The sequence below is a fragment of the Mesorhizobium sp. YR577 genome, from assembly GCF_900116595.1.
In the GTDB taxonomy this organism is placed as follows: domain Bacteria; phylum Pseudomonadota; class Alphaproteobacteria; order Rhizobiales; family Rhizobiaceae; genus Mesorhizobium_M.
Map to the genome: position 1 here is coordinate 296,269 of NZ_FPBI01000002.1, position 18,633 is coordinate 314,901.

Consider the following 18,633-nt stretch of genomic DNA (forward strand, 5'->3'; position numbering starts at 1 on the left):
GGTAATCTCACAAAGAAAGTTGAGAATTCAACGCAGGAAAATGATTCCACCCGGCAACCGGGTGAATTTGGCACCCGTTGCCTCGGCAAGAGAGCGAATGACGAGTTCTGGATTGTCGAGGCGGTAATCTCCGCTGACAGCGGTCCTTTTCAACCGATCATTCGTGACGATGATGCGGCCCCCATAATAGCGCCGCAGATCATCGAGCACTCGTCCGAAGGGGCGATCGACGAAGCTTATGCGGCCATCCAGCCAGGCAAGCCCGCGTTCAGTGTCCCCTTCCGGCATGGGCGACATGGAGGCCTTTGTAATGATCGCGCCGTGACCGGCAGCGAGCAGTGCTCGCGTCTGGCGAGATTCGAGTGGACCGGCATCGACAAGACCTTCACGGACAAGAACCGTATCCTCCGTTTCATCCGTACGAACGGAAAAGGCGGTGCCTTTGACCTCGGCGTCGCCAAGATGACCCGTTACCCGAAACGGATGCTGCGGGTCATGAACGACCTGAAAAAAGGCTTCGCCGGACAAAAGCGTCACCTCGCGCCGGCCGTCGGCAAAGTCGAGACTTACCGAAGAGGCGGTATTGAGGGTCATGACCGAACCATCCGGCAGCGAGATCTTCTGGCTCTCGCCGGCGGCGGTCATGTAATCGGCCCGCATCGAAAGCATGAAATCCGGAAATTTCGCGACTGCCACCGCGAGTATGACCACAGCGGCCGCCACAGCTAACCTTATCGACCACCGAGCACTTGCACCCCGGCGTGGTGCCGACATCGTTGCCGATGCCGTGGTTCTGGATGGCGCCGCGGAAGCCTTCACCGCAGCACGAAGTTCCGACGAGTTCCACAGGGCTTCGACGCGCCTAAAGGCCTCGGCCCTGCGGGCATCACTTTCGCGCCAAGCGTCGAATTGTTCGGCCACGTGTCGATCACTGGCGGCATCTTGCAGTTTCGCGAACCAGTCGAGCGCCTCCTCGTTGAAGGCGTCGCGTCCGGCCGTTGGCTCATGCGGTCTGGAACCGTTGTCGTCTTGCACTCGGCCCATCCGCCGTCTGTCATATGCTATCCCGAAACCTTAGACGTTTCGCGCTGGCCGTTCTCACAATCTGTAAACCAATCTTAGGCGCAATGCCGCCTTTCGCTGCAAAATTCAATCGTGGTCGTGGCGTGTCACGGCATCGAGGCAATGTGCCATAGCCAATTTCATATCGTTGTAGACGGTGTTCCGCGACACTCTCAGATGCTCGGCTATCCTGGGATATGACCAGCCTTCCAGGCGGCTCAAGATCATCACCTGCCGCGCACGTTCCGGCAGACTTGCCAATGCCTTTTCAAGTATCCTGAACCGCTCCCGGTCAATGATTTCAGCCTCTGGCGACAAGCTCTGCGCCGGAATCTCCCGAACCATCTTATCGTCCGGAATGTGGAGTTCAATGCGGGCCTTCGACTGTTCTGAACGCTTGTGATCGAGCGCCAGGTTGCGGGCTGTCTGGTAGAGAAACGCCTGGATATGCTCTATCTGCCGTTCGCCGAGCGCCTTCGCTACTTTGACATAGCTTTCCTGCGCAAGGTCTTCGGCCGTCTGACGGCTGCCGACGATCTTCATCACCGTCCACACCAGCGAACGCCGCTGCGCGACGTAGATGTCGTTCAGCGATCGAGGCATGCGCGCCTCATCATGACAACGGCGATGCAGTCGCCGTTGTCGTCCGACACCTTCGTTTTGCGGGCGAGATAAAATCCCACGGCCCGACTTCCTTCCCAAACTGGCCCAAGCAAGAAGCGTCGGCCAACCGTCGCTAGAACCTCACGCTTGAGTGCCGTGTAAAAGCCGCCTTGATAGACCCCACACCGCGTCAGAATTCGCTATGAACCGCAATCTCCTTGCGGTAGCTATTGGATTGTTGACTTCAGAAGTCATGTTCAATGTTGACTATTGAAGTCATGTTTCATAGTCAACCGCGTATCGCATGTGCGAAGGGGCTTTCCTCGTTTCTTTGCATCTGCGTTTCAGTCAGCACTGCCAAAGGTCAAATCCCGTGTCTCAGATCGAAACCTCAACTGCCTTCAAGATCGACGATGTCAGCTTCGCGGTCGGCGATCGCAGGCTGCTTGGCCCGGTATCGCTGGAACTGGAACGCTCGCGCGTCTACGGCCTGATCGGCCACAACGGCTCGGGAAAAACGACGTTGATAAAGCTTCTGGCACGGCAACAGGCAGTCACCTCGGGCGCCATCACATTTGCCGAGCGCCCGCTTGAACGCTGGGGGTCACGAGAATTAGCGCGTGCGCTTGCCTATCTGCCCCAGACGACGCCCGCAGCAACCGGTCTGACGGTGCGCGAACTGGCGGCTCTTGGCCGCTACCCTTGGCACGGTGCACTTGGCCGTTTTGGCGCGGAAGACCGCCAGCATGTCGAGGAGGCGCTGAAGCTTACCGACATGGAGGGTTTCGCTGACCGGCTTGTGGACGAACTTTCCGGTGGCGAGCGTCAGCGCGCGTGGCTTGCTATGCTGGTTGCGCAGAACGCCGGCGTGATGTTGCTGGACGAGCCGATCTCGGCACTCGATATCGCCCATCAGGTCGAGGTGCTCGGGCTGGTGCAGGAGCTAAGCCGCAAGCGCGATCTTTGCGTCATCATCGTCCTGCATGATCCGAACATGGCAGCGCGCTATTGCGACGAACTGATCGCGCTCAAGGACGGCCACTTGCTGACACGCGGCACGCCTGCCGAGATGATGAAGAGCGATGTGCTCAAGGGTATCTTCGGCGTCGACATGGGCGTGTTTCCTCATCCCGTTACCGGCCAGCCCATCGGCTACGTTCAGTGACCCGGTTCGAGCATCTTCAGGGCAAGCCTCGTCGAGGATTGAGCCGGCGCGCTGCGCTTGGGCTTTTGGCGCTTCCGTTCATCGGCACGTTGCCGGCGCGCGCGGAGCAGCCTCCGCAACGCATCGTCTGCCTGGATTATGGATTGACGGAAACGCTTCTCGTGCTTGGCGTCATGCCGGTTGCAGTGCCCAATCGTGAATCCTGGGAGACTTGGGTGGTGGAACCGACGCTGCCGCCGGAAATAGCCGATATCGGCACGCTTATGGAGCCGAACCTCGAATTCCTCCAGCAGCTTCGCCCGGACATCATTCTGAGCATCCCACTTCTCGATGGCATCAAGCCGCTGCTGGAGCGCATCGCGCCGGTCACGTCGATCAGCATCTACGCCGAAGACGGCCAACCCTACGAGCGTTCCGTCGCGGCCACCCGGCAACTTGCCCGCCTGGTCGGCAAGGTCGAGGAAGGCGAAGCGCTGATCCGTCAGACAGAAGCCAAATTCGCCGAGATACGGCTGCGCCTTGAACCGCTTTCCGAACGGCCGATCTACGTCGTCAGTTTCCTCGATCCACGCAACATCCGCGTCTATGGCCGCAAGAGCCTGTTCCAGGAGGTTTTCGACCGCATCGGCATCCGCAATGCCTGGACGGCAGAGACCAACTATTGGGGTTTTTCGACCGTCGGCATCGACGGGCTCGCAGCATCGAGCAATGCACGTCTTGCCTATCTGGATCCATTACCGACGGGAGCAACTGGAACGCTGACCGAAAGCCCGGTCTGGAAGGCTATGCCTTTCGTTCGCAACCGGTCGATACTGCATCTTCCGCCGGTTCTCATGTTCGGCGCGCTTCCCTCCGCGACCCGCTTCGCACAGGTCCTTGCCGATGCGCTGACGGCGGAGAACGCCAATGGCTGAACAGGCTGCAACGATGGGGATGGCTGCATCCGGTGTTGGCAATTCGTCACCGAGACTTTCATTCTTCGGCAACCTGCCTATAGGGGCGCTGATCCTTTGTGCAGTGCTGATCACGGCGGCCGCTGCCGCGACCATCTCCAATCTCACTGTGCAGCTTCCTTCCGCACTCTGGGTCGACGCGCTCACCGCACCCGACATCGACGACATGCGGCAGGTACTGGTCCACTACGCTTATCTGCCGCGGCTGGCAGTCAGCCTTCTCTGCGGTGCGGCTCTCGGCCTCGCCGGAACGGTCTTGCAGCAGGTCCTGCGCAATCCGCTCGCTGCGCCCGAGACGGTCGGCGTCTCCGCCGGCGCTTATCTGGCACTGGCCTTGGCGACACTTCTGGCGCCGTCGCTGCTGGCCTATGGCCGCGAATGGGTGGCGCTTGCCGGCGCGCTCCTGGCAATCGCTGCCGTGTTCGGCCTGTCATGGCACAAGGGGTTTTCGCCGCTCTCGGTGGTGCTCGCGGGTCTCGTTGTCAGCCTCTACGCCGGTTCTATCGGCGCCGCACTGATCGTGCTGAAGCATGAATGGCTGGCGGGCCTCTTCATCTGGGGCGCCGGAACGCTTGGCCAGCAGGACTGGACGACGACGCTTTGGCTTCTTCCGCGTCTTGGCATAGCCGCCTTGGCGATTGGCCTCATGGTGCGACCACTGACCTTGCTTGGCCTCGATGACGAAGGCGCGCGCAGCCTCGGCGTTCCGCTCGGCGTCTATCGCGTCGCTGCTCTGGGTGCGGCGGTGGCCCTGATTTCCTTCGTCGTTGCGGCAGTCGGCGTCATCGGCTTCATCGGCCTGGCTGCGGCAGCGTTGGCGCGCATAGGCGGCGCGCGCCGTTTTGGCCAGCGGCTGATCATGGCGCCGCTGATAGGCGCCGCGCTTCTTTGGGCAGCCGATCAAGGCGTGCAGCTATTGACCGGCCCGCAAGGCGATCTGCTGCCGACCGGCGCAATCACCGCGCTGCTCGGCGCGCCACTGCTTCTGTGGTTGCTGCCACGCCTTACGCTCGGCTCAGAAACTCCGGCACTGACTGCCGATCGCCTGCCGCGCACATTGCACCCCGGCCTGCTTCTGATCGGGATCGCCATCCTGCTGGCGGCAGTGCTTTTCTTCGCATTGTTCTACGGGCCGGGACCGGCGGGCTGGAATTTCGCTTTCGGCGATCAGCTTCCGTCGATCCTGTCATGGCGGCTGCCGCGCGTGCTTGCTGCCCTTTCGGCGGGTGCGATGCTAGCGCTTGCCGGATTGATGATGCAGCGGCTGACCGGCAATCCCATGGCCAGCCCAGAAGTGCTCGGCGTCAGCGCGGGTGCGGCCCTCGGCATGATCGTGGCGCTGTTCGTGTTTGTCGACGCAAGCCGTCCGACCCAAACAATCGCCGCAACCATTGGTGCCTTTGCTGCGCTGTCGGTAATGCTCGCGCTTGGACGGCGCGCCGCCTTCGCGCCGGAACGGCTCCTGCTCGCCGGCATAGCTCTGACGGCATTGTTCGATGCCCTGATCCTCATACTGACAGCGACTGGCGATCCACGCGCGATGCTGCTCCTGAACTGGTTCACAGGATCGACATACGGAGTTGACATCAATGCAGCAATCCTGACCGCCGGCATCGCCGCTGTCCTGGTTCTGCTAGCACCACTTTTCCTGCGCTGGCTCGACATATTGCCTCTGGGACCAACGGCTGCGCATGGGCTCGGCCTCAATCTCACGACGACCCGCCTTCTCATCCTCCTGATGACCGCAGCACTGACGGCAGCATCGACGCTTATCGTCGGGCCGCTCACCTTCATCGGCTTGATGGCGCCGCATCTTGCCCGTCGCATCGGGCTGGCGCGTGCCATGCCGCAGGCGGTAGGCGCAATACTTACCGGTGCGCTGATCATGGTGGCGGCAGACTGGATCGGCCGCACGGCGATCTTCCCGCGGCAGATTCCGGCCGGTCTCGTCGCCACGCTGATTGGCGGGCCGATCCTGATGTGGCTGCTGCGCCGTCGCTAACCTTACCAAGCTTTGCCGAGAGACAGTTCATGCCAGAGCGCGCCACCCCGAGACCGGCCCTTATCGCCAATACGACGGTCCAGGATTTCGTTCCTGCCAAGGGCGGCGAACCCTACCGCATCTTCACCTACATACCGGCAGCACCGGAGCCCGAAACCGGCTGGCCGGTGCTCTATATGACCGACGGCAACGCCGCGATCGCAACCGCTGTCGATGCCGTGCGTGCGCAGGCAAACTACCCGCTCGGCACGGGTATCCAGGAAGGCGTGATCGTCGCGATCGGCTATCCAGTCGAAGGCGCTTATGATCCACTCCGGCGCTCATGGGATCTTGGCCCGCCGCCGGGAAAAACCTATCCGCCATTCTACGAAAACACGCCCGATGTTCGCACAGGCGGCGCCGGGGACTTCCTTGCCTTCATCGAAGACGAACTCAAGCCATGGATTGAGGGCCGCGTAAAAATCGACCGCAGCCAGCAGGCGCTTTACGGACACTCATTCGGCGGGCTGTTCGCGCTCTATGCGCTGTTCAACCGTCCCCTCGCCTTCCAGACATGGATTTCCGCCTCTCCCGCAATCTACTGGGAGGATCGCGTGCTCGACCGCTCGCTCGAAGCGTTCGAAGCCAACTTGCCTGAAGGTCTTATAGCCGACTTGATCCTGTCGGCCGGCGAATACGAAACAGAAAAGCTCGCGCCCTTCCAGATCGGCGGGGCTGACGAGACCAAGCGCCTGGAGCAGAAGAAGGTCACCCGCACCGACGAATTCGCAAAAGACATGGCCGAGCGTCTGAACCGCCTTTCACCGGACAAGCTGAAAGCCAGCTTCGAACTGCATCCGGGCGAGAACCACATGTCGATCCTGCCGGTGACGGTCAATCGCGCGGTTCAGGCAGCTTTTGCCGCCAAGCGCGGCGGTTCCTGACCGCCGCGCAACCGGCTCAACTATTTCACGACGAAGGCGCTTCGCGGCAGTTCGGAAAGCACCTCGGCGCGATTGCCGCGCACGATGACTATCTCTTCCAGCCGCAGCCCGAACCTGCCCTGCAGATAGATGCCCGGCTCGATCGAGAAGACGTTGCCCTCTTCGAGGACCGTCTCGGATGTACCCGTGATGTAGGGCGGCTCGTGGATGTCGATGCCGAGGCCATGTCCGGTGCGGTGGAGGAAGAACTCGCCGTAGCCGGCAGCGGTGATCACGTCGCGAGCGGCCTTGTCCACTTCCTTGGCGGCAACGCCGGGCTTAGCCGCTTCGATCGCCGCCTGCACGGCACGCTCCAGGACGCCATGAACCTCGTCGAAGCCTGCCGGCGTCTCGCCGAAAATACCGACGCGCGTCATGTCGCTGGGATAACCATCCTTGCGGCCGCCAATATCGATCAGCACCGCCTCGTTTCGCTTCAGCTTGCGGTCGCCGGTGTGGTGATGCGGGAAGGCGCCATTCTCGCCAAAGCAGACGCTAACGAATTCTGGCCTGGCGCCATTGGCGATATAATACTCGCGGATGGCCTGACCGACTTCCAGTTCGGTGACGCCTTCCCTGAGGGCGGAAAAGCCTGCACGCATCGCCCCGTCATTGAGCACTGCGTTCATCTTGAGCAAGGCGTATTCGGCCTCGTCCTTGCGGGCACGCAGATATCCAACCGTATCGGCCAAGAAAGTTCGGGAGGCGCCAGAAATGGCATCGATAACAAGCAGCGCAAAGTCGGCACGCATGGTCTCATCCAGCGCAATCTTCAGGCCGGGCCGATTAGCGCCGCTGTTGGTCAGCAGTTTTGCCAACGCTGTGTCAGGGCCGTCAGCGTCGCTCCATGTGTAGAAGGGCAGCTTGGTGAATGGCCGCTGGCTATCCGCATTGAGCGACGGCATCAGAAAACCGGCGTGATCCTTGGAGACGATCAGCAACACCGGCCGTTCGTCGCCATGCGGCGACATGCCTGCCAGCCAAACGAGATGCGAGGAAGGGCCGACCACGACGAGATCAGTCCCGGTTGCCGTCATGCGCTCGCGCAGGCGAGCCATCCGCTGTTCATGCATATCTTTAAGTTCTTCTGTTGTTGAATGAGGAGGAGCCGCCAAGCGGCGGCTCCTAGGGACAAAAGACCTGCTATTTCTTGGTGACGAGACGGTAGTAGACGAAATCCGACGTCGCCCCGTTGACGTAGCCCTCGACGTTCTTGACCAGAGCAACCTGTGTCGCCGCCTGGAACATGATGACGATCGGCGAATTGGTCTGAACCTTCTTCTGCAGATCGACATACATCTCGTTGCGCTTGGTCGGATCGGCCTCGGCACGGGCAGCCTTGGTCTCGGCGTTCAACTCGGCCGGCACGGCCCAGCCATTGCGCCATGTCGTGGTCGACTGGTAGTTGCCGTCCGAATTGTCCTCGTTATAGGCAAAAGCCTTGGCGTTGGAATCCGGATCCATGAAGTCCGGCCCCCAATAGAGCAGCATCGCTTCATGCGTACGAGCGCGATACTTGGTGATGACCTGCGAGCCGGTGCCGGGAATGATCTCGAAGTTGATGCCGGCCTCGGCAAAGCCTGCCTGCAGCGACTGCGCCATGTCGGTGAACGGCGTCGAGTTGATGACGTCGAGCGTCACCTTCAGCGGCGTCTTCACGCCAGCGTCGGCTAGGATCTTCTTGGCCTTTTCAGGATCGTGAGTATAGGGCGTCTCGTCCAGCGAGCCCGGGAAGCCCGACGGCCAGAATGCCTGATGGATCTGCATCTGGCCCTTGAGGAAGCTGTCGGTCATGCCCTTGTAATCGACGAGATAACGCGCTGCTTCCCAGATCGCTGGGTTCGTCAGGGCTTCGTCCTTCTGGTTGAAGGAGAGAAAGTGCACCGCTGCCTGCGGATAGGTTTCGACCTTGACGGTGTCCTTGCCGGCAAGCGTGGCGATCTGGTCCGGGGTAAGGTTTTTGGCAAGATCGACGTCACCCGACTCAAGCAGCAACTGCTGGGTGGCTGCCTCGGCAACGTGGCGGATGATGACCGTTTTCAACGCCGGAGCGCCGCCGAAATAATCCGGATTGGCGGCGAGATTGATGATCTCGCCCGGGCGGAAAGCTTTCAGCACGAAGGGGCCTGTGCCGGCCGAATTCGCCTTCAGCCAGGCATTGCCCATGTCGCCATTGGCCTCGTTGGCCTGCACGGTGACGGCATCGACCACCGAGGCCGGGCGAGCGGCCAGCACGTTGAGCACGAAGGCGGAGGAGAAATCGCCGTCATATTTGACGACAACCTTGTTGCCGTCCGCCTTGACCATGGCATCGATGTTTTCAGGGGTCCAGCCGAGCTGGCTCAGGATGAAGGCCGGAGCCTTGTTGAGCGCGACGACGCGCTTGAAGGAATAGACCACGTCTTCGGCGCGCAGCGGGTTGCCCGAGGTGAACTTGACGCCGTCGCGCAAGGTGAAGGTGATGGTCTTGCTGGCGTCGTCGGCGGTCCATTCGGTGGCGAGACCCGGCGCCAGCGTCTTCACGTCCGGCGCATCGTACTGCACCAGGCGATCATAGGTCTGGGTGACATATTCACCCGACGAGAACTCATAGGCCTCGGCCGGATCGATGCTGACGATATCGTCGATATTCTGCGCCACCACCAGCGCGGTTTCCGGCGTCGCCGCATAGGTTGCGCCCGCCGTGATCGGCAGTGCCAGCGCGGCCGCGAGCAACGCGGCCTTGAACAGCTTCATCATGGTCTCTCCTTAGTGAGCTTGGTTCCCATTATTTTCTCATCGGCCCTTGAACTGCGCAGGGCCGGGCGCTCGGCGCGCGATCTGAACATCGGCAAGGTGCCGGTCCAGAGCAGGCGCGCAGTCTCTTTGGTATCGTTCGACCAGGAATGCGGACGGTTGCCGCGAAAGTGCAGGCTGTCGCCGGCAAACAGAACCATCTCTTCACCGTCGAGACGCTGGGTGATGGAGCCTTCGAGAAGGTAGAGGATTTCCTCGCCTTCGTGGCTAACAGTCTCCGACCGATAACCAGGCGGCACGTGAAGGACAAACGAAGAAAGAACGTTGCCGGTGAAATCGGCGGCGATGCGCTCATAGACGATCGAGGAGCCGTCGACCGAAAACCTGTTGCGTTCGCCGGCGCGCGTCAGTCCATCCTCCATGCTGGGGGTGGCAATGAAATAATCGACACCGACATCGAGACTGCGAGCGATCTGCGCGAGCGTGCCGAGAGAGGGCGTGGCATGGTCGCGCTCGACCTGGCTGAGATAGCCGACAGAGATGCCAGCCGCATCGCAGAGCTCCTGCAATGTCATCTGCAATTGCCGCCGCCGGGCGCGGATCAGCGCGCCTATTTTCGGCTGCGCGGAAGCCGCAGACTTGCCGGGTGCAGATGACACCGCGATTTTTCTCCCACCAAAATTTTTTTGATCTAAGCAAAATTCTCTGTATAGTCCAAGCGGAATTTTCAGGTGCCTGCATGGCAAGGCGAACAGCACCTTGCCGCCTTGCAGGCATTTTTGCTTGCAGTCGAGAAAGCAGACGGCTCATGCTTCACAGCCATGATCCGTTGTCAGGAATGGGAAACCGCAGAGCGTGGCATTCGAACCCGATACCGCGGCAGGCACGGCAGTCGTCGTCCGATCGAAAACCTTTGGCAAAAGCAGGAGCGCACAGCTGTTGCTGGGTCTTGCCGGCTTTATCGTCACTGTCGCACTGACCTTTCTCGGTCTCCTTGCCATCACTTTCTTCATCGGTCGTGTCGTCCCCATCGATCCGGTTCTGGCGGTGGTCGGCGATCGCGCGCCCCGCGCCGTCTATGAGGCGGCACGCCTGCAGATGGGGCTCGACCAGCCGCTGGTCGTGCAGTTCTTCCACTACGTCGCCAATGTGCTGAGCGGCGATCTCGGCACATCGATTTCAACCGGCAAGCTGGTCGCCGACGACCTGAAGCGCGTCTTTCCCGCGACGCTGGAAATGGCGACGCTCGGCATCATCATTGGCGTGCTGCTCGGTGTGCCGATGGGCGTCTATGCCGCCAGCCGTCAGGGCAGCCTCACCGACCAGGTCATCCGCGTCGTAGGGCTCCTTGGCTACGCCGTTCCGGCGTTCTGGCTCGGGCTGGTGGGTCTGGCACTGTTTTATGCGCGGCTGAAATGGGTCGGCGGTCCGGGCCGGCTTGACATCTTCTATGACGGGCTGGTGGAGCCGGTAACCGGCCTGCTCCTTGTCGACAGCCTGCTGGCCGGCGAAACGGAAATCTTTTTCAATGCCATCTGGCATCTTGCACTTCCGGCCTCGGTGCTCGGCTTCTTCAGCCTCGCCTATATCGCGCGCATGACCCGCTCCTTCATGCTCGATCAGCTGGCGCAGGAATATGTGACGACGGCACGGGTCAAGGGCGTCCCGGAACGGCTGGTCATCTGGCGTCACGCCTTTCGGCCGATCCTCGTGCCGCTCATCACGGTGATTGGCTTGTCTTATGCCGGACTGCTCGAAGGCTCGGTGATGATCGAGACCATCTTTTCGTGGCCGGGCATCGGCAACTATCTCACCACCGCCCTGCTCAATGCCGACATGAACGCCGTTCTCGGCGCCACGCTGGTCATCGGCGCGGTCTTCATCGGCATCAACAAGATTTCGGACGTGCTCTACCGCGTCCTCGATCCCCGCGCGCGCTAGGAGACCCGGCCATGACCACCACTGTCCGCGCCTGGCTGATCGACGACAGCCCCTCTTCCCGTCTGCAGGCCCGGCTCGGCCGCGCCTGGCGCATCACTGGCGCGCTCACCCGCAATCCGCTCGCAGTGGTCGGCGCTGCCATCATCCTCGTGTTGATCCTGACCGCGATCTTCGCGCCGCTGATCGCCACGCATGATCCCCTCAAGCAGGATCTAACGCAGCGGCTGCTCGCGCCGGGCGCTGCCCACTGGATGGGCACCGACGAACTCGGCCGTGATATCTGGTCGCGTGTCGTTTTCGGCGCACGTATCACGCTCGTCATCGTGGCCATGGTCGCCGTGCTGGCAGCACCTGCCGGACTGATCATCGGCGCGGTTGCTGGCTATTTCGGCGGCTGGACCGATCGCATCCTCATGGGCATCACCGATGTTTTCCTCTCCATGCCTAAGCTCATCCTGGCACTGGCGCTGGTTGCAGCACTTGGGCCGGGCATCGAAAACGCAATCATTGCCATCGCCATAACATCCTGGCCGGGCTACGCCCGCATCGCGCGTGCCGAGACGCTGACCTTCAAGAATTCCGAGTTCATCGCAGCCATAAGATTGCAGGGCGCGTCGGCCATGAGGGTCATCCTCGGCCATGTCCTGCCGCTCTGCACCTCCTCGATGATCGTGCGCGTCACGCTGGACATGGCTGGCATCATCCTAACCGCCGCCGGTCTTGGTTTCATTGGCCTCGGCGCGCAGCCGCCGCTGCCCGAATGGGGCGCGATGATCGCGCGCGGCCGCTCCTTCATCCTCGACCAGTGGTGGGTCGCCACCATGCCGGGCTTTGCCATCATCGTCGTCAGCCTCGGCTTCTGCTTCCTTGGCGACGGATTGCGCGATGTTCTCGACCCCAAGAGCGGAGAACAGCATTGAGTACGCCGCTTTTGGAAGTCGATAACCTGCGCGTCACCTTCCCGACCGCGCGCGGCGACATTGACGTGGTGCGCGGCGTTTCCTTCACACTCGGCCGCGAACGGCTCGGTATCGTCGGCGAGAGCGGGTCCGGCAAGTCGATGACCGGCCGCTCCATCCTGAAGCTCATCCGCGCACCCGGCACCGTCAGCGCCGACAGGCTCACATTTGACGGGATCGATCTGCTTGCCCAGTCGGAAAGGCAGATGCGCGCCATTCGCGGCGCACGCATTTCCATGGTCATGCAGGATCCGAAATTCTCGCTCAACCCGGTGATGACAATCGGCGAACAGATCGCCGAGGCGCTGCTGACCCACCAGAGACTGCCGCGACGCGAGGTCGGCGAGCGCGTCAAAGCCATGCTGGAATCGGTGCGCATCGACGATCCCGAACGGGTAGCGAAACTCTATCCGCACGAGGTTTCCGGCGGCATGGGCCAGCGCGTGATGATCGCCATGATGCTGATCCCCGAGCCCGATCTGCTGATCGCTGACGAGCCGACTTCCGCGCTTGACGTTTCCGTGCAGGCGCAGGTGCTCGACATCATCGACGAACTGGTGAAGCGCAAGGGCATGGGGCTGATCTTCATCAGCCACGACCTCAACCTCGTCTCCAGCTATTGCGACCGCATCCTGGTGATGAACACCGGCCGCGTGGTCGAGGAATGCGAGGCCGGCGAATTGCGCAATGCCACGCACTCTTATACGCGCGGACTGCTTGCCGCCATTCCCCGCCTGAACGAAACTCGCAACGAGCTGCCCGTGCTCGACCGCAGCGCATGGGCCAATTCATGACCGCGCTTTCCCTGAAGAATCTCGACATCTCCTATGGTGACTCGCACATCACTCATAGCGTCAGCCTCGATATCGCCGAAGGCGAAAGCTTCGCGCTGGTCGGCGAAAGCGGCTCGGGCAAGTCGACCATATTGAAGGCGATTGCGGGACTGGCACCGGAATGGACCGGCTCGATCACCGCCTTCGGCAAGTCGCGCAGCCATGGCATCGACCGGCATTTCGCGCGGCTCTGCCAGATGGTGTTTCAGGATCCTTATGGCTCGCTGCACCCACGCAAGACGATCGATGCAACCCTAAGCGAACCGCTGACCATCCACGGCATCGGCAACCAGAACGAGCGTGTCGAGGCGGTCATGGCCTCCGTCGGGCTGGACCGGAAATTCCGCTTCCGCTTTCCGCACCAGCTTTCCGGCGGCCAGCGCCAGCGCGTAGCAATCGCCCGCGCTCTGATGCTGGAACCGAAACTCCTGCTGCTCGACGAGCCGACCTCGGCACTCGATGTTTCAGTGCAGGCGGAAATCCTGAACCTGCTTAAGCGTCTGCGCCGCGAGCAAAATCTGACGTTCCTGATGGTGACCCACAATCTGCCCGTGGTGTCTTTCCTCTGCGACCGGCTGGCCGTGATGCGGCATGGCCGGATCGTTGAAATCGCCGATGTCGCCGACCTCAGACAAGGCGCACTTAAGGAACCCTATTCGCGTGAACTGATGGAAATCAACGCCACTCACGCAGCCTGATCCCTCCCCAACTGCAAGGACTTTGACATGACAAATGAAGAAATCATGGCGGCGCTCGCCGAATTCGACGCGGCTGTCGCCGGCGGCAAGGGAGCCGATGCGCCATGGCTGGCGCTTCAGGCATTGTCGCGGAAGATCGTCGGCGCCAAGCTCTTCACTGTCATGACGGTTGATATGAAGAACGAGTTGGCGCGTCGCGCCTATACGTCGGACCCGGAAAGCTATCCGGCTTCCGGCACCAAGCCGATCCAGTACAATCGCTGGTTCGATATCGTTCACAAGGCGCGTCAGACCTTCGTCGCCAACACCATCGCAGACATCGCGACTGTCTTTCCCGATCACGAGACCATCTGGTCGCTTGGCTGCAGCTCGGTCATCAACATGCCGGTTGTGGTCGCCGGCGAATTGCTCGGCACGGTCAATTGCCTCGATGTCGAGCACCACTACACGCCCGAGCGCCTCGAACGCTCCAGGCTGCTGGCCACCCCCGCCAAGCTTGCGTTCCTTGCTGCAGCCCGCGCCAACGCGGCCTGATTGCGGGGCCGACCGGCTACGAGCGAATATCCTTTCGGGAACCTCTTCCCGGAAGGTTTCTGCCGTCAAACCCCAACTTGCCGGGATTTCTGGAAAGGGATTTCGTATTACCTTGCATTTTTGAAATAATTTAACTCTATAGATTTTGTGGAATACTTAGCATGACCTCTCCTCCTGCGTGACAGGAGCCGGCACGCGCCTCGAAAAAAGGGCGATATCGAGAGGGGTTCATGATGGCCATTACAAGACGTCTATTCGGCGCAGCGCTCCTTGCTGCAAGCGCGTTCGCTGCATTCGGCGCATCCGCTGCCGAGGTGAAAGAACTCAAGATCGGCTATCAGAAGACCGGCCTGCCGGTCATCGCCCGGCAACAGGGCCTCATCGAAAAGGCGCTTGAACCCAAGGGCATCAGCGTTTCGTGGGTCGAATTCACCGCTGGGCCGCCGCTTGTCGAAGCCCTCAACGTCGGTTCGATCAATGTCGGATGGGTCGGCGATGCACCACCGATCTTCGGCCAGTCGGCAGGCTCTGCGATCGTCTACGCCGCTGCCCTGCCCTCCAATGGCAAGGGTGAGGCGATCTTCGTAAAACCGGATTCGCCGGTCCAGTCGATCGCCGACCTGAAAGGCAAGAAGGTCGGTGTCGGCAAAGGCACCAGCGCGCATAATCTGCTTGTTGCGGCACTCGAAAAGGAACGCATCGCATTCACCGATATTCAGCCGGTCTATCTGAGCCCCGCCGATGCTGCGGCAGCCTTTGCCAGCGACAAGATCGACGCCTGGTCTGTCTGGGATCCATTCTTCGCCATCGCCGAAACCCGCTACCAGCCCCGCATCCTGGCGCGGTCGAGCGATGTGCTGAACGTGAATACCTATTTTATCGCCAACAAGACTTTCGCCGGCGAGCGTCCGGATGTCGTCACTTCGACGATCGGCGCGCTCGAAGTGGCCGCCAAATGGGCCGACGGCAATCGCGACAAGGTTGCGGCGGCACTCCATGAAGTGACCGGCGTGCCGCTGGATGCCCAGACACTTGCCGCGAGCCGAAGCGAGTTCGGCATCTTTTCGCTGAGCGACAAGATCATCACCAATCAGCAGGCAACCGCCGATCGCTTCTTCAAGCTCGGCCTCATACCGAATGCCATCAAGATCAGCGACGCGGTCTGGACGCCGCCGGCGAACTGAGCCGCCGGGCTGCCGCTTCGTCAATCAATTTGGACCTTCAAAAGAACAGTCAGATGCTCAAGCGACGTCATTTCCTGTCAGGCCTGATGGGTGCTGCCTTGCTCACCGGAGCCCTCTCGCTCGGCAACGCTCGCGCCGAAGATGCGCCCGGCGAATTTCGGATCGGCTACCAGAAAAGCAGCAGCCTGTTCGTGGTCGCGCGCCAGAAACAGGTGTTCGAACAGCGGCTGAAGTCGCTCGGCGTCGACAATGTGCGCTGGGTCGAATTCCAGTTCGGGCCGCCGCTGCTGGAAGCGCTGGGAGCCGGAGCCATCGATTTCGGCGTAACCGGCGACACGCCGCCAATTCTGGCCCAATCGGCCGGAGCCGGGCTCGTTTATGCGGCAAGCTCGCCCACCGTACAGAACGCAATCCTTGTTCCGAAGGACTCGCCAATAAAATCGGTGGCAGATCTCGAGGGCAAGAAGGTTGCCTTCGGCAAGGGATCGAGCTCGCATAATTTCACAGTGCAGGCACTCAAGAAAGGCGGGCTCGCTTATTCCGACATCGTACCCGCATTCCTGAGCCCCGCCGACGCGGTGGCAGCTTTCACGACCGGCAGCGTCGATGCCTGGGCGGTATGGGATCCATACTTCGCCATTGCCGAGAGCAAACACAATGCGCGCGCGCTGGTTACGACAGCGGACGGATTGGACAGCAACTCCTTTTATCTTGCCAATAAGGATTTTGCCGAGCGCCATCCCAATGTGCTGAAGGCAGCCGTCGAGGAATTGTCAGGCGTCGCGAAATGGGCGTCCGAGAATCGCGACGAGTTGGCGAAAACATCGGCTGAAGCGACAGGCATCGAGCTTGCTGCCCAGAAAGCTGCCACCGATCGCTACAAGATAGAGGTTCGTCCCCTGTCCGATGAAGTGATCGCCCAACAGCAATCGATCGCCGACACGTTCTACGACCTCAAGCTGATCCCGAACGCGATCAAGGTGCGGGACATCGTTTGGACAGCACCGTCCAACTGATTGCAGTAAGCGTAGCCAGGAAGCCCAGCCAATGACCATAAATCCGATCAAATCCGAAAAGCCGCTCGACTTTTTCTGGTTCATTCCGACGCATGGCGACGGAAGTTACCTCGGTTCCGAGCAGCAGCAGCGACCGCCGGAGTTCGGGTATTTCAAGGAGATCGCGCAAGCGGTGGATCGCCTCGGCTTCCCCGGCGTGCTATTGCCGACCGGCCAGAACTGCGAGGATTCCTGGATCACTGCGACCGGACTGGCGGCGCATACCGAGCAACTGAAATTCCTGGTGGCGCTCCGCCCCGGCGTCGTTTCGCCAGCATTTGCCGCGCGTCAGACCGCGGCTCTTGATCGTTTGAGTAACGGGCGTTTGTTGCTCAACGTCGTGGTCGGCGGCAATCCTACCGAACTGGCCGGCGATGGCGTCTTTCTGCCACATGACGAGCGCTATGCGCAGGCGGACGAATTCCTGAAGATATGGCGTGCGCTTGTCTCCGGCGAGCAGGTGAATTTCGACGGCAAATATTATCGCGTCGAAAACGGCCGCCTCGACCTATTGCCCGTACAAGAGCGGCCCCCGCTCTATTTCGGCGGCTCCTCGGACGCCGGCCAGGATCTGGCAGCCGAACAGGTCGACATGTATCTGACCTGGGGCGAGCCGCCGGCGCTTGTCGCGGAAAAGATCGCAAGCGCGCGTCGCAAGGCAGCGCTCAAAGGGCGCACGCTTCGCTTCGGCATCCGTCTGCATTTCATCGTGCGCGAAACCGAGGAAGAGGCCTGGGCCGCGGCCGACCGGCTGATCAGCCGCATAACCGATGCGCAGATCGAAAACGCCCAGGCCAGGTTCCTGAAGGAGATGGACTCTGTCGGGCAGCGGCGGATGGCCGAACTGCATGGCGGCAGGCGCGACCGCCTGCTGGTCGGCCCCAATCTCTGGGCCGGCGTGGGGCTGGTGCGCGGCGGCGCCGGCACAGCACTCGTTGGCACGCCCGATCAGGTTGCCGACCGCATCCGCGAATATCAGGATATCGGCATCGATACGGTTATCGGCTCCGGCTATCCGCATCTGGAGGAGGCCTATCGCGTCGCCGAACTGCTGTTCCCGAAATTCGGCATCGGTTCTCGTCGCATCAAGCCACGGGAAGACATCGCCAACGAGTTTTCGGTCGGCTTCCATGGAGCGGAACGCCTGCAGGCCTCCTCATGAAGAAGGCGTTCGCCAATATCGGCCACGAAAGTGCCGGCTGGATTCTTCCCGCAATCATTCTGGTGGTCTGGGAACTGGCCTCGCGGGCGGGTCTCATCGCAACCAATGTCCTGCCAGCACCCAGCGCGGTGGCCGAGGCCTTCTGGCGGCTGCTCAAATCGGGAGAGCTTCTCGAAAATATCTGGGTGAGCACTGCTCGAGCCTTGAGCGGATTTGTCGTTGGCGGTGCGATCGGCTTTGCGCTCGGGCTTGCCAACGGTCTCTCGGCGCTCAGCCGCGGCTTGACCGACACGACGCTGCAGATGATCCGCAACGTGCCGCATCTGGCTCTGATCCCGCTGGTGATCCTGTGGTTTGGCATCGACGAGGAAGCAAAGCTGTTTCTCGTCGCCCTCGGGGTCTTCTTTCCGATCTATGTAAACACGCTGCTCGGTATCCAGACCGTCGATCCGCAGCTTGTCGAAATGGGGCGCATCTACGGCATGTCGCGCACGCAGCTCTTCCTGCGCGTGATCCTGCCAGGAGCACTGCCAGCTATCTTTGTCGGGCTGCGCTATGCGCTCGGCATCATGTGGTTGACGCTGATCGTGGCCGAGACGATCTCGGCATCGTCCGGGCTTGGCTACATGGCCATGCAGGCGCGCGAATTCCTGCTGATCGATGTCGTCGTGCTTTCGATCCTGATCTACGCCCTTCTCGGCAAGCTCGCGGACAGTCTTGCACGCTTGCTGGAGCGGCTTTCCCTGCAGTGGCATCCCGCCTTCCAGAGAGCGTGAGGTGAGAC

Annotated in this window: 18 protein-coding genes; 13 read left to right on the forward strand and 5 right to left on the reverse strand. The window is 61.2% G+C overall.

Features of this window, described 5'->3' with window-relative positions; translation table 11 throughout:
* Positions 1 to 27 precede the first annotated feature (27 nt).
* Positions 28 to 1,035, reverse strand: a complete 1,008-nt coding sequence (locus BM413_RS04300; protein ID WP_244537753.1) for a FecR family protein — start codon at positions 1,033 to 1,035, stop codon at positions 28 to 30.
* Positions 1,036 to 1,149: 114 nt separating this feature from the next.
* Entirely contained in the window at positions 1,150 to 1,665 is a 516-nt protein-coding gene (locus BM413_RS04305; protein ID WP_091910783.1) for an RNA polymerase sigma factor, read from the reverse strand.
* Between the two features lie 373 nt (positions 1,666 to 2,038).
* On the opposite strand from BM413_RS04305, the gene BM413_RS04310 reads away from it, so the two are divergent.
* Genes BM413_RS04310 through BM413_RS04325 form a run of 4 tightly spaced genes read left to right on the forward strand, consistent with a single transcriptional unit; the run spans position 2,039 to position 6,708 of the window.
* A complete protein-coding gene (locus tag BM413_RS04310) occupies positions 2,039 to 2,830 on the forward strand; it encodes an ATP-binding cassette domain-containing protein (protein WP_244537754.1) in 792 nt (263 codons plus the stop codon).
* Positions 2,827 to 3,744: an ABC transporter substrate-binding protein gene (locus BM413_RS04315; RefSeq protein WP_348272877.1), complete on the forward strand. Its 918-nt coding sequence runs from the start codon at positions 2,827 to 2,829 to the stop codon at positions 3,742 to 3,744. Before BM413_RS04310 ends, BM413_RS04315 begins: the two co-directional genes overlap by 4 nt.
* Before the next feature lie 19 nt (positions 3,745 to 3,763).
* Positions 3,764 to 5,785 (forward strand): Fe(3+)-hydroxamate ABC transporter permease FhuB, encoded by a 2,022-nt coding sequence (fhuB, locus tag BM413_RS04320; RefSeq protein ID WP_244537769.1) that lies wholly within the window; start codon positions 3,764 to 3,766, stop codon positions 5,783 to 5,785.
* Positions 5,786 to 5,814: 29 nt separating this feature from the next.
* Positions 5,815 to 6,708, forward strand: coding sequence for an alpha/beta hydrolase (locus BM413_RS04325; protein WP_091910791.1), 894 nt, complete (start codon positions 5,815 to 5,817; stop codon positions 6,706 to 6,708).
* A 20-nt stretch (positions 6,709 to 6,728) separates the two neighbouring features.
* Here the strand turns inward: BM413_RS04325 and BM413_RS04330 are convergent, their stop codons facing one another.
* The 3 genes from BM413_RS04330 to BM413_RS04340 all read right to left on the reverse strand — a co-directional run bounded on the left by BM413_RS04330 (position 6,729) and on the right by BM413_RS04340 (position 10,142).
* Positions 6,729 to 7,805, reverse strand: a complete 1,077-nt coding sequence (locus BM413_RS04330; protein ID WP_210188904.1) for a M24 family metallopeptidase — start codon at positions 7,803 to 7,805, stop codon at positions 6,729 to 6,731.
* 85 nt (positions 7,806 to 7,890) lie between these two features.
* On the reverse strand, positions 7,891 to 9,483 hold the full coding sequence (locus BM413_RS04335; RefSeq protein WP_091911124.1) for an ABC transporter substrate-binding protein: 1,593 nt from the start codon (positions 9,481 to 9,483) through the stop codon (positions 7,891 to 7,893).
* The gene (locus BM413_RS04340) at positions 9,483 to 10,142 is read right to left on the reverse strand and encodes a helix-turn-helix domain-containing protein (RefSeq protein ID WP_091910794.1); all 660 of its coding nucleotides are present in this window, start codon (positions 10,140 to 10,142) and stop codon (positions 9,483 to 9,485) included. The genes BM413_RS04335 and BM413_RS04340 overlap by 1 nt, the downstream gene beginning before the upstream one ends.
* A 277-nt stretch (positions 10,143 to 10,419) precedes the next feature.
* Here BM413_RS04340 and BM413_RS04345 point away from each other — a divergent pair, with 277 nt between their 5' ends.
* From BM413_RS04345 to BM413_RS04385, 9 genes are all read left to right on the forward strand, one after another.
* The gene (locus tag BM413_RS04345) at positions 10,420 to 11,424 is read left to right on the forward strand and encodes an ABC transporter permease (protein WP_244537771.1); all 1,005 of its coding nucleotides are present in this window, start codon (positions 10,420 to 10,422) and stop codon (positions 11,422 to 11,424) included.
* Between the two features lie 11 nt (positions 11,425 to 11,435).
* A complete protein-coding gene (locus tag BM413_RS04350) occupies positions 11,436 to 12,344 on the forward strand; it encodes an ABC transporter permease (RefSeq protein ID WP_091910798.1) in 909 nt (302 codons plus the stop codon).
* Positions 12,341 to 13,177 (forward strand): ABC transporter ATP-binding protein, encoded by an 837-nt coding sequence (locus BM413_RS04355; RefSeq protein ID WP_091910800.1) that lies wholly within the window; start codon positions 12,341 to 12,343, stop codon positions 13,175 to 13,177. The genes BM413_RS04350 and BM413_RS04355 overlap by 4 nt, the downstream gene beginning before the upstream one ends.
* Positions 13,174 to 13,914, forward strand: a complete 741-nt coding sequence (locus BM413_RS04360; RefSeq protein ID WP_091911126.1) for an ABC transporter ATP-binding protein — start codon at positions 13,174 to 13,176, stop codon at positions 13,912 to 13,914. Before BM413_RS04355 ends, BM413_RS04360 begins: the two co-directional genes overlap by 4 nt.
* Positions 13,915 to 13,941: 27 nt before the next feature.
* Positions 13,942 to 14,448, forward strand: a complete 507-nt coding sequence (locus BM413_RS04365; RefSeq protein ID WP_091910802.1) for a GAF domain-containing protein — start codon at positions 13,942 to 13,944, stop codon at positions 14,446 to 14,448.
* Positions 14,449 to 14,678: 230 nt separating this feature from the next.
* Entirely contained in the window at positions 14,679 to 15,632 is a 954-nt protein-coding gene (locus BM413_RS04370; RefSeq protein WP_091910804.1) for an aliphatic sulfonate ABC transporter substrate-binding protein, read from the forward strand.
* A gap of 53 nt (positions 15,633 to 15,685) precedes the next feature.
* Positions 15,686 to 16,648: a sulfonate ABC transporter substrate-binding protein gene (locus BM413_RS04375; protein WP_091910806.1), complete on the forward strand. Its 963-nt coding sequence runs from the start codon at positions 15,686 to 15,688 to the stop codon at positions 16,646 to 16,648.
* 31 nt (positions 16,649 to 16,679) lie between these two features.
* Positions 16,680 to 17,849: an FMNH2-dependent alkanesulfonate monooxygenase gene (ssuD, locus tag BM413_RS04380; RefSeq protein ID WP_091910808.1), complete on the forward strand. Its 1,170-nt coding sequence runs from the start codon at positions 16,680 to 16,682 to the stop codon at positions 17,847 to 17,849.
* Positions 17,846 to 18,625, forward strand: a complete 780-nt coding sequence (locus BM413_RS04385) for an ABC transporter permease subunit (RefSeq protein ID WP_091910810.1) — start codon at positions 17,846 to 17,848, stop codon at positions 18,623 to 18,625. Before ssuD ends, BM413_RS04385 begins: the two co-directional genes overlap by 4 nt.
* Positions 18,626 to 18,633 lie beyond the last annotated feature (8 nt).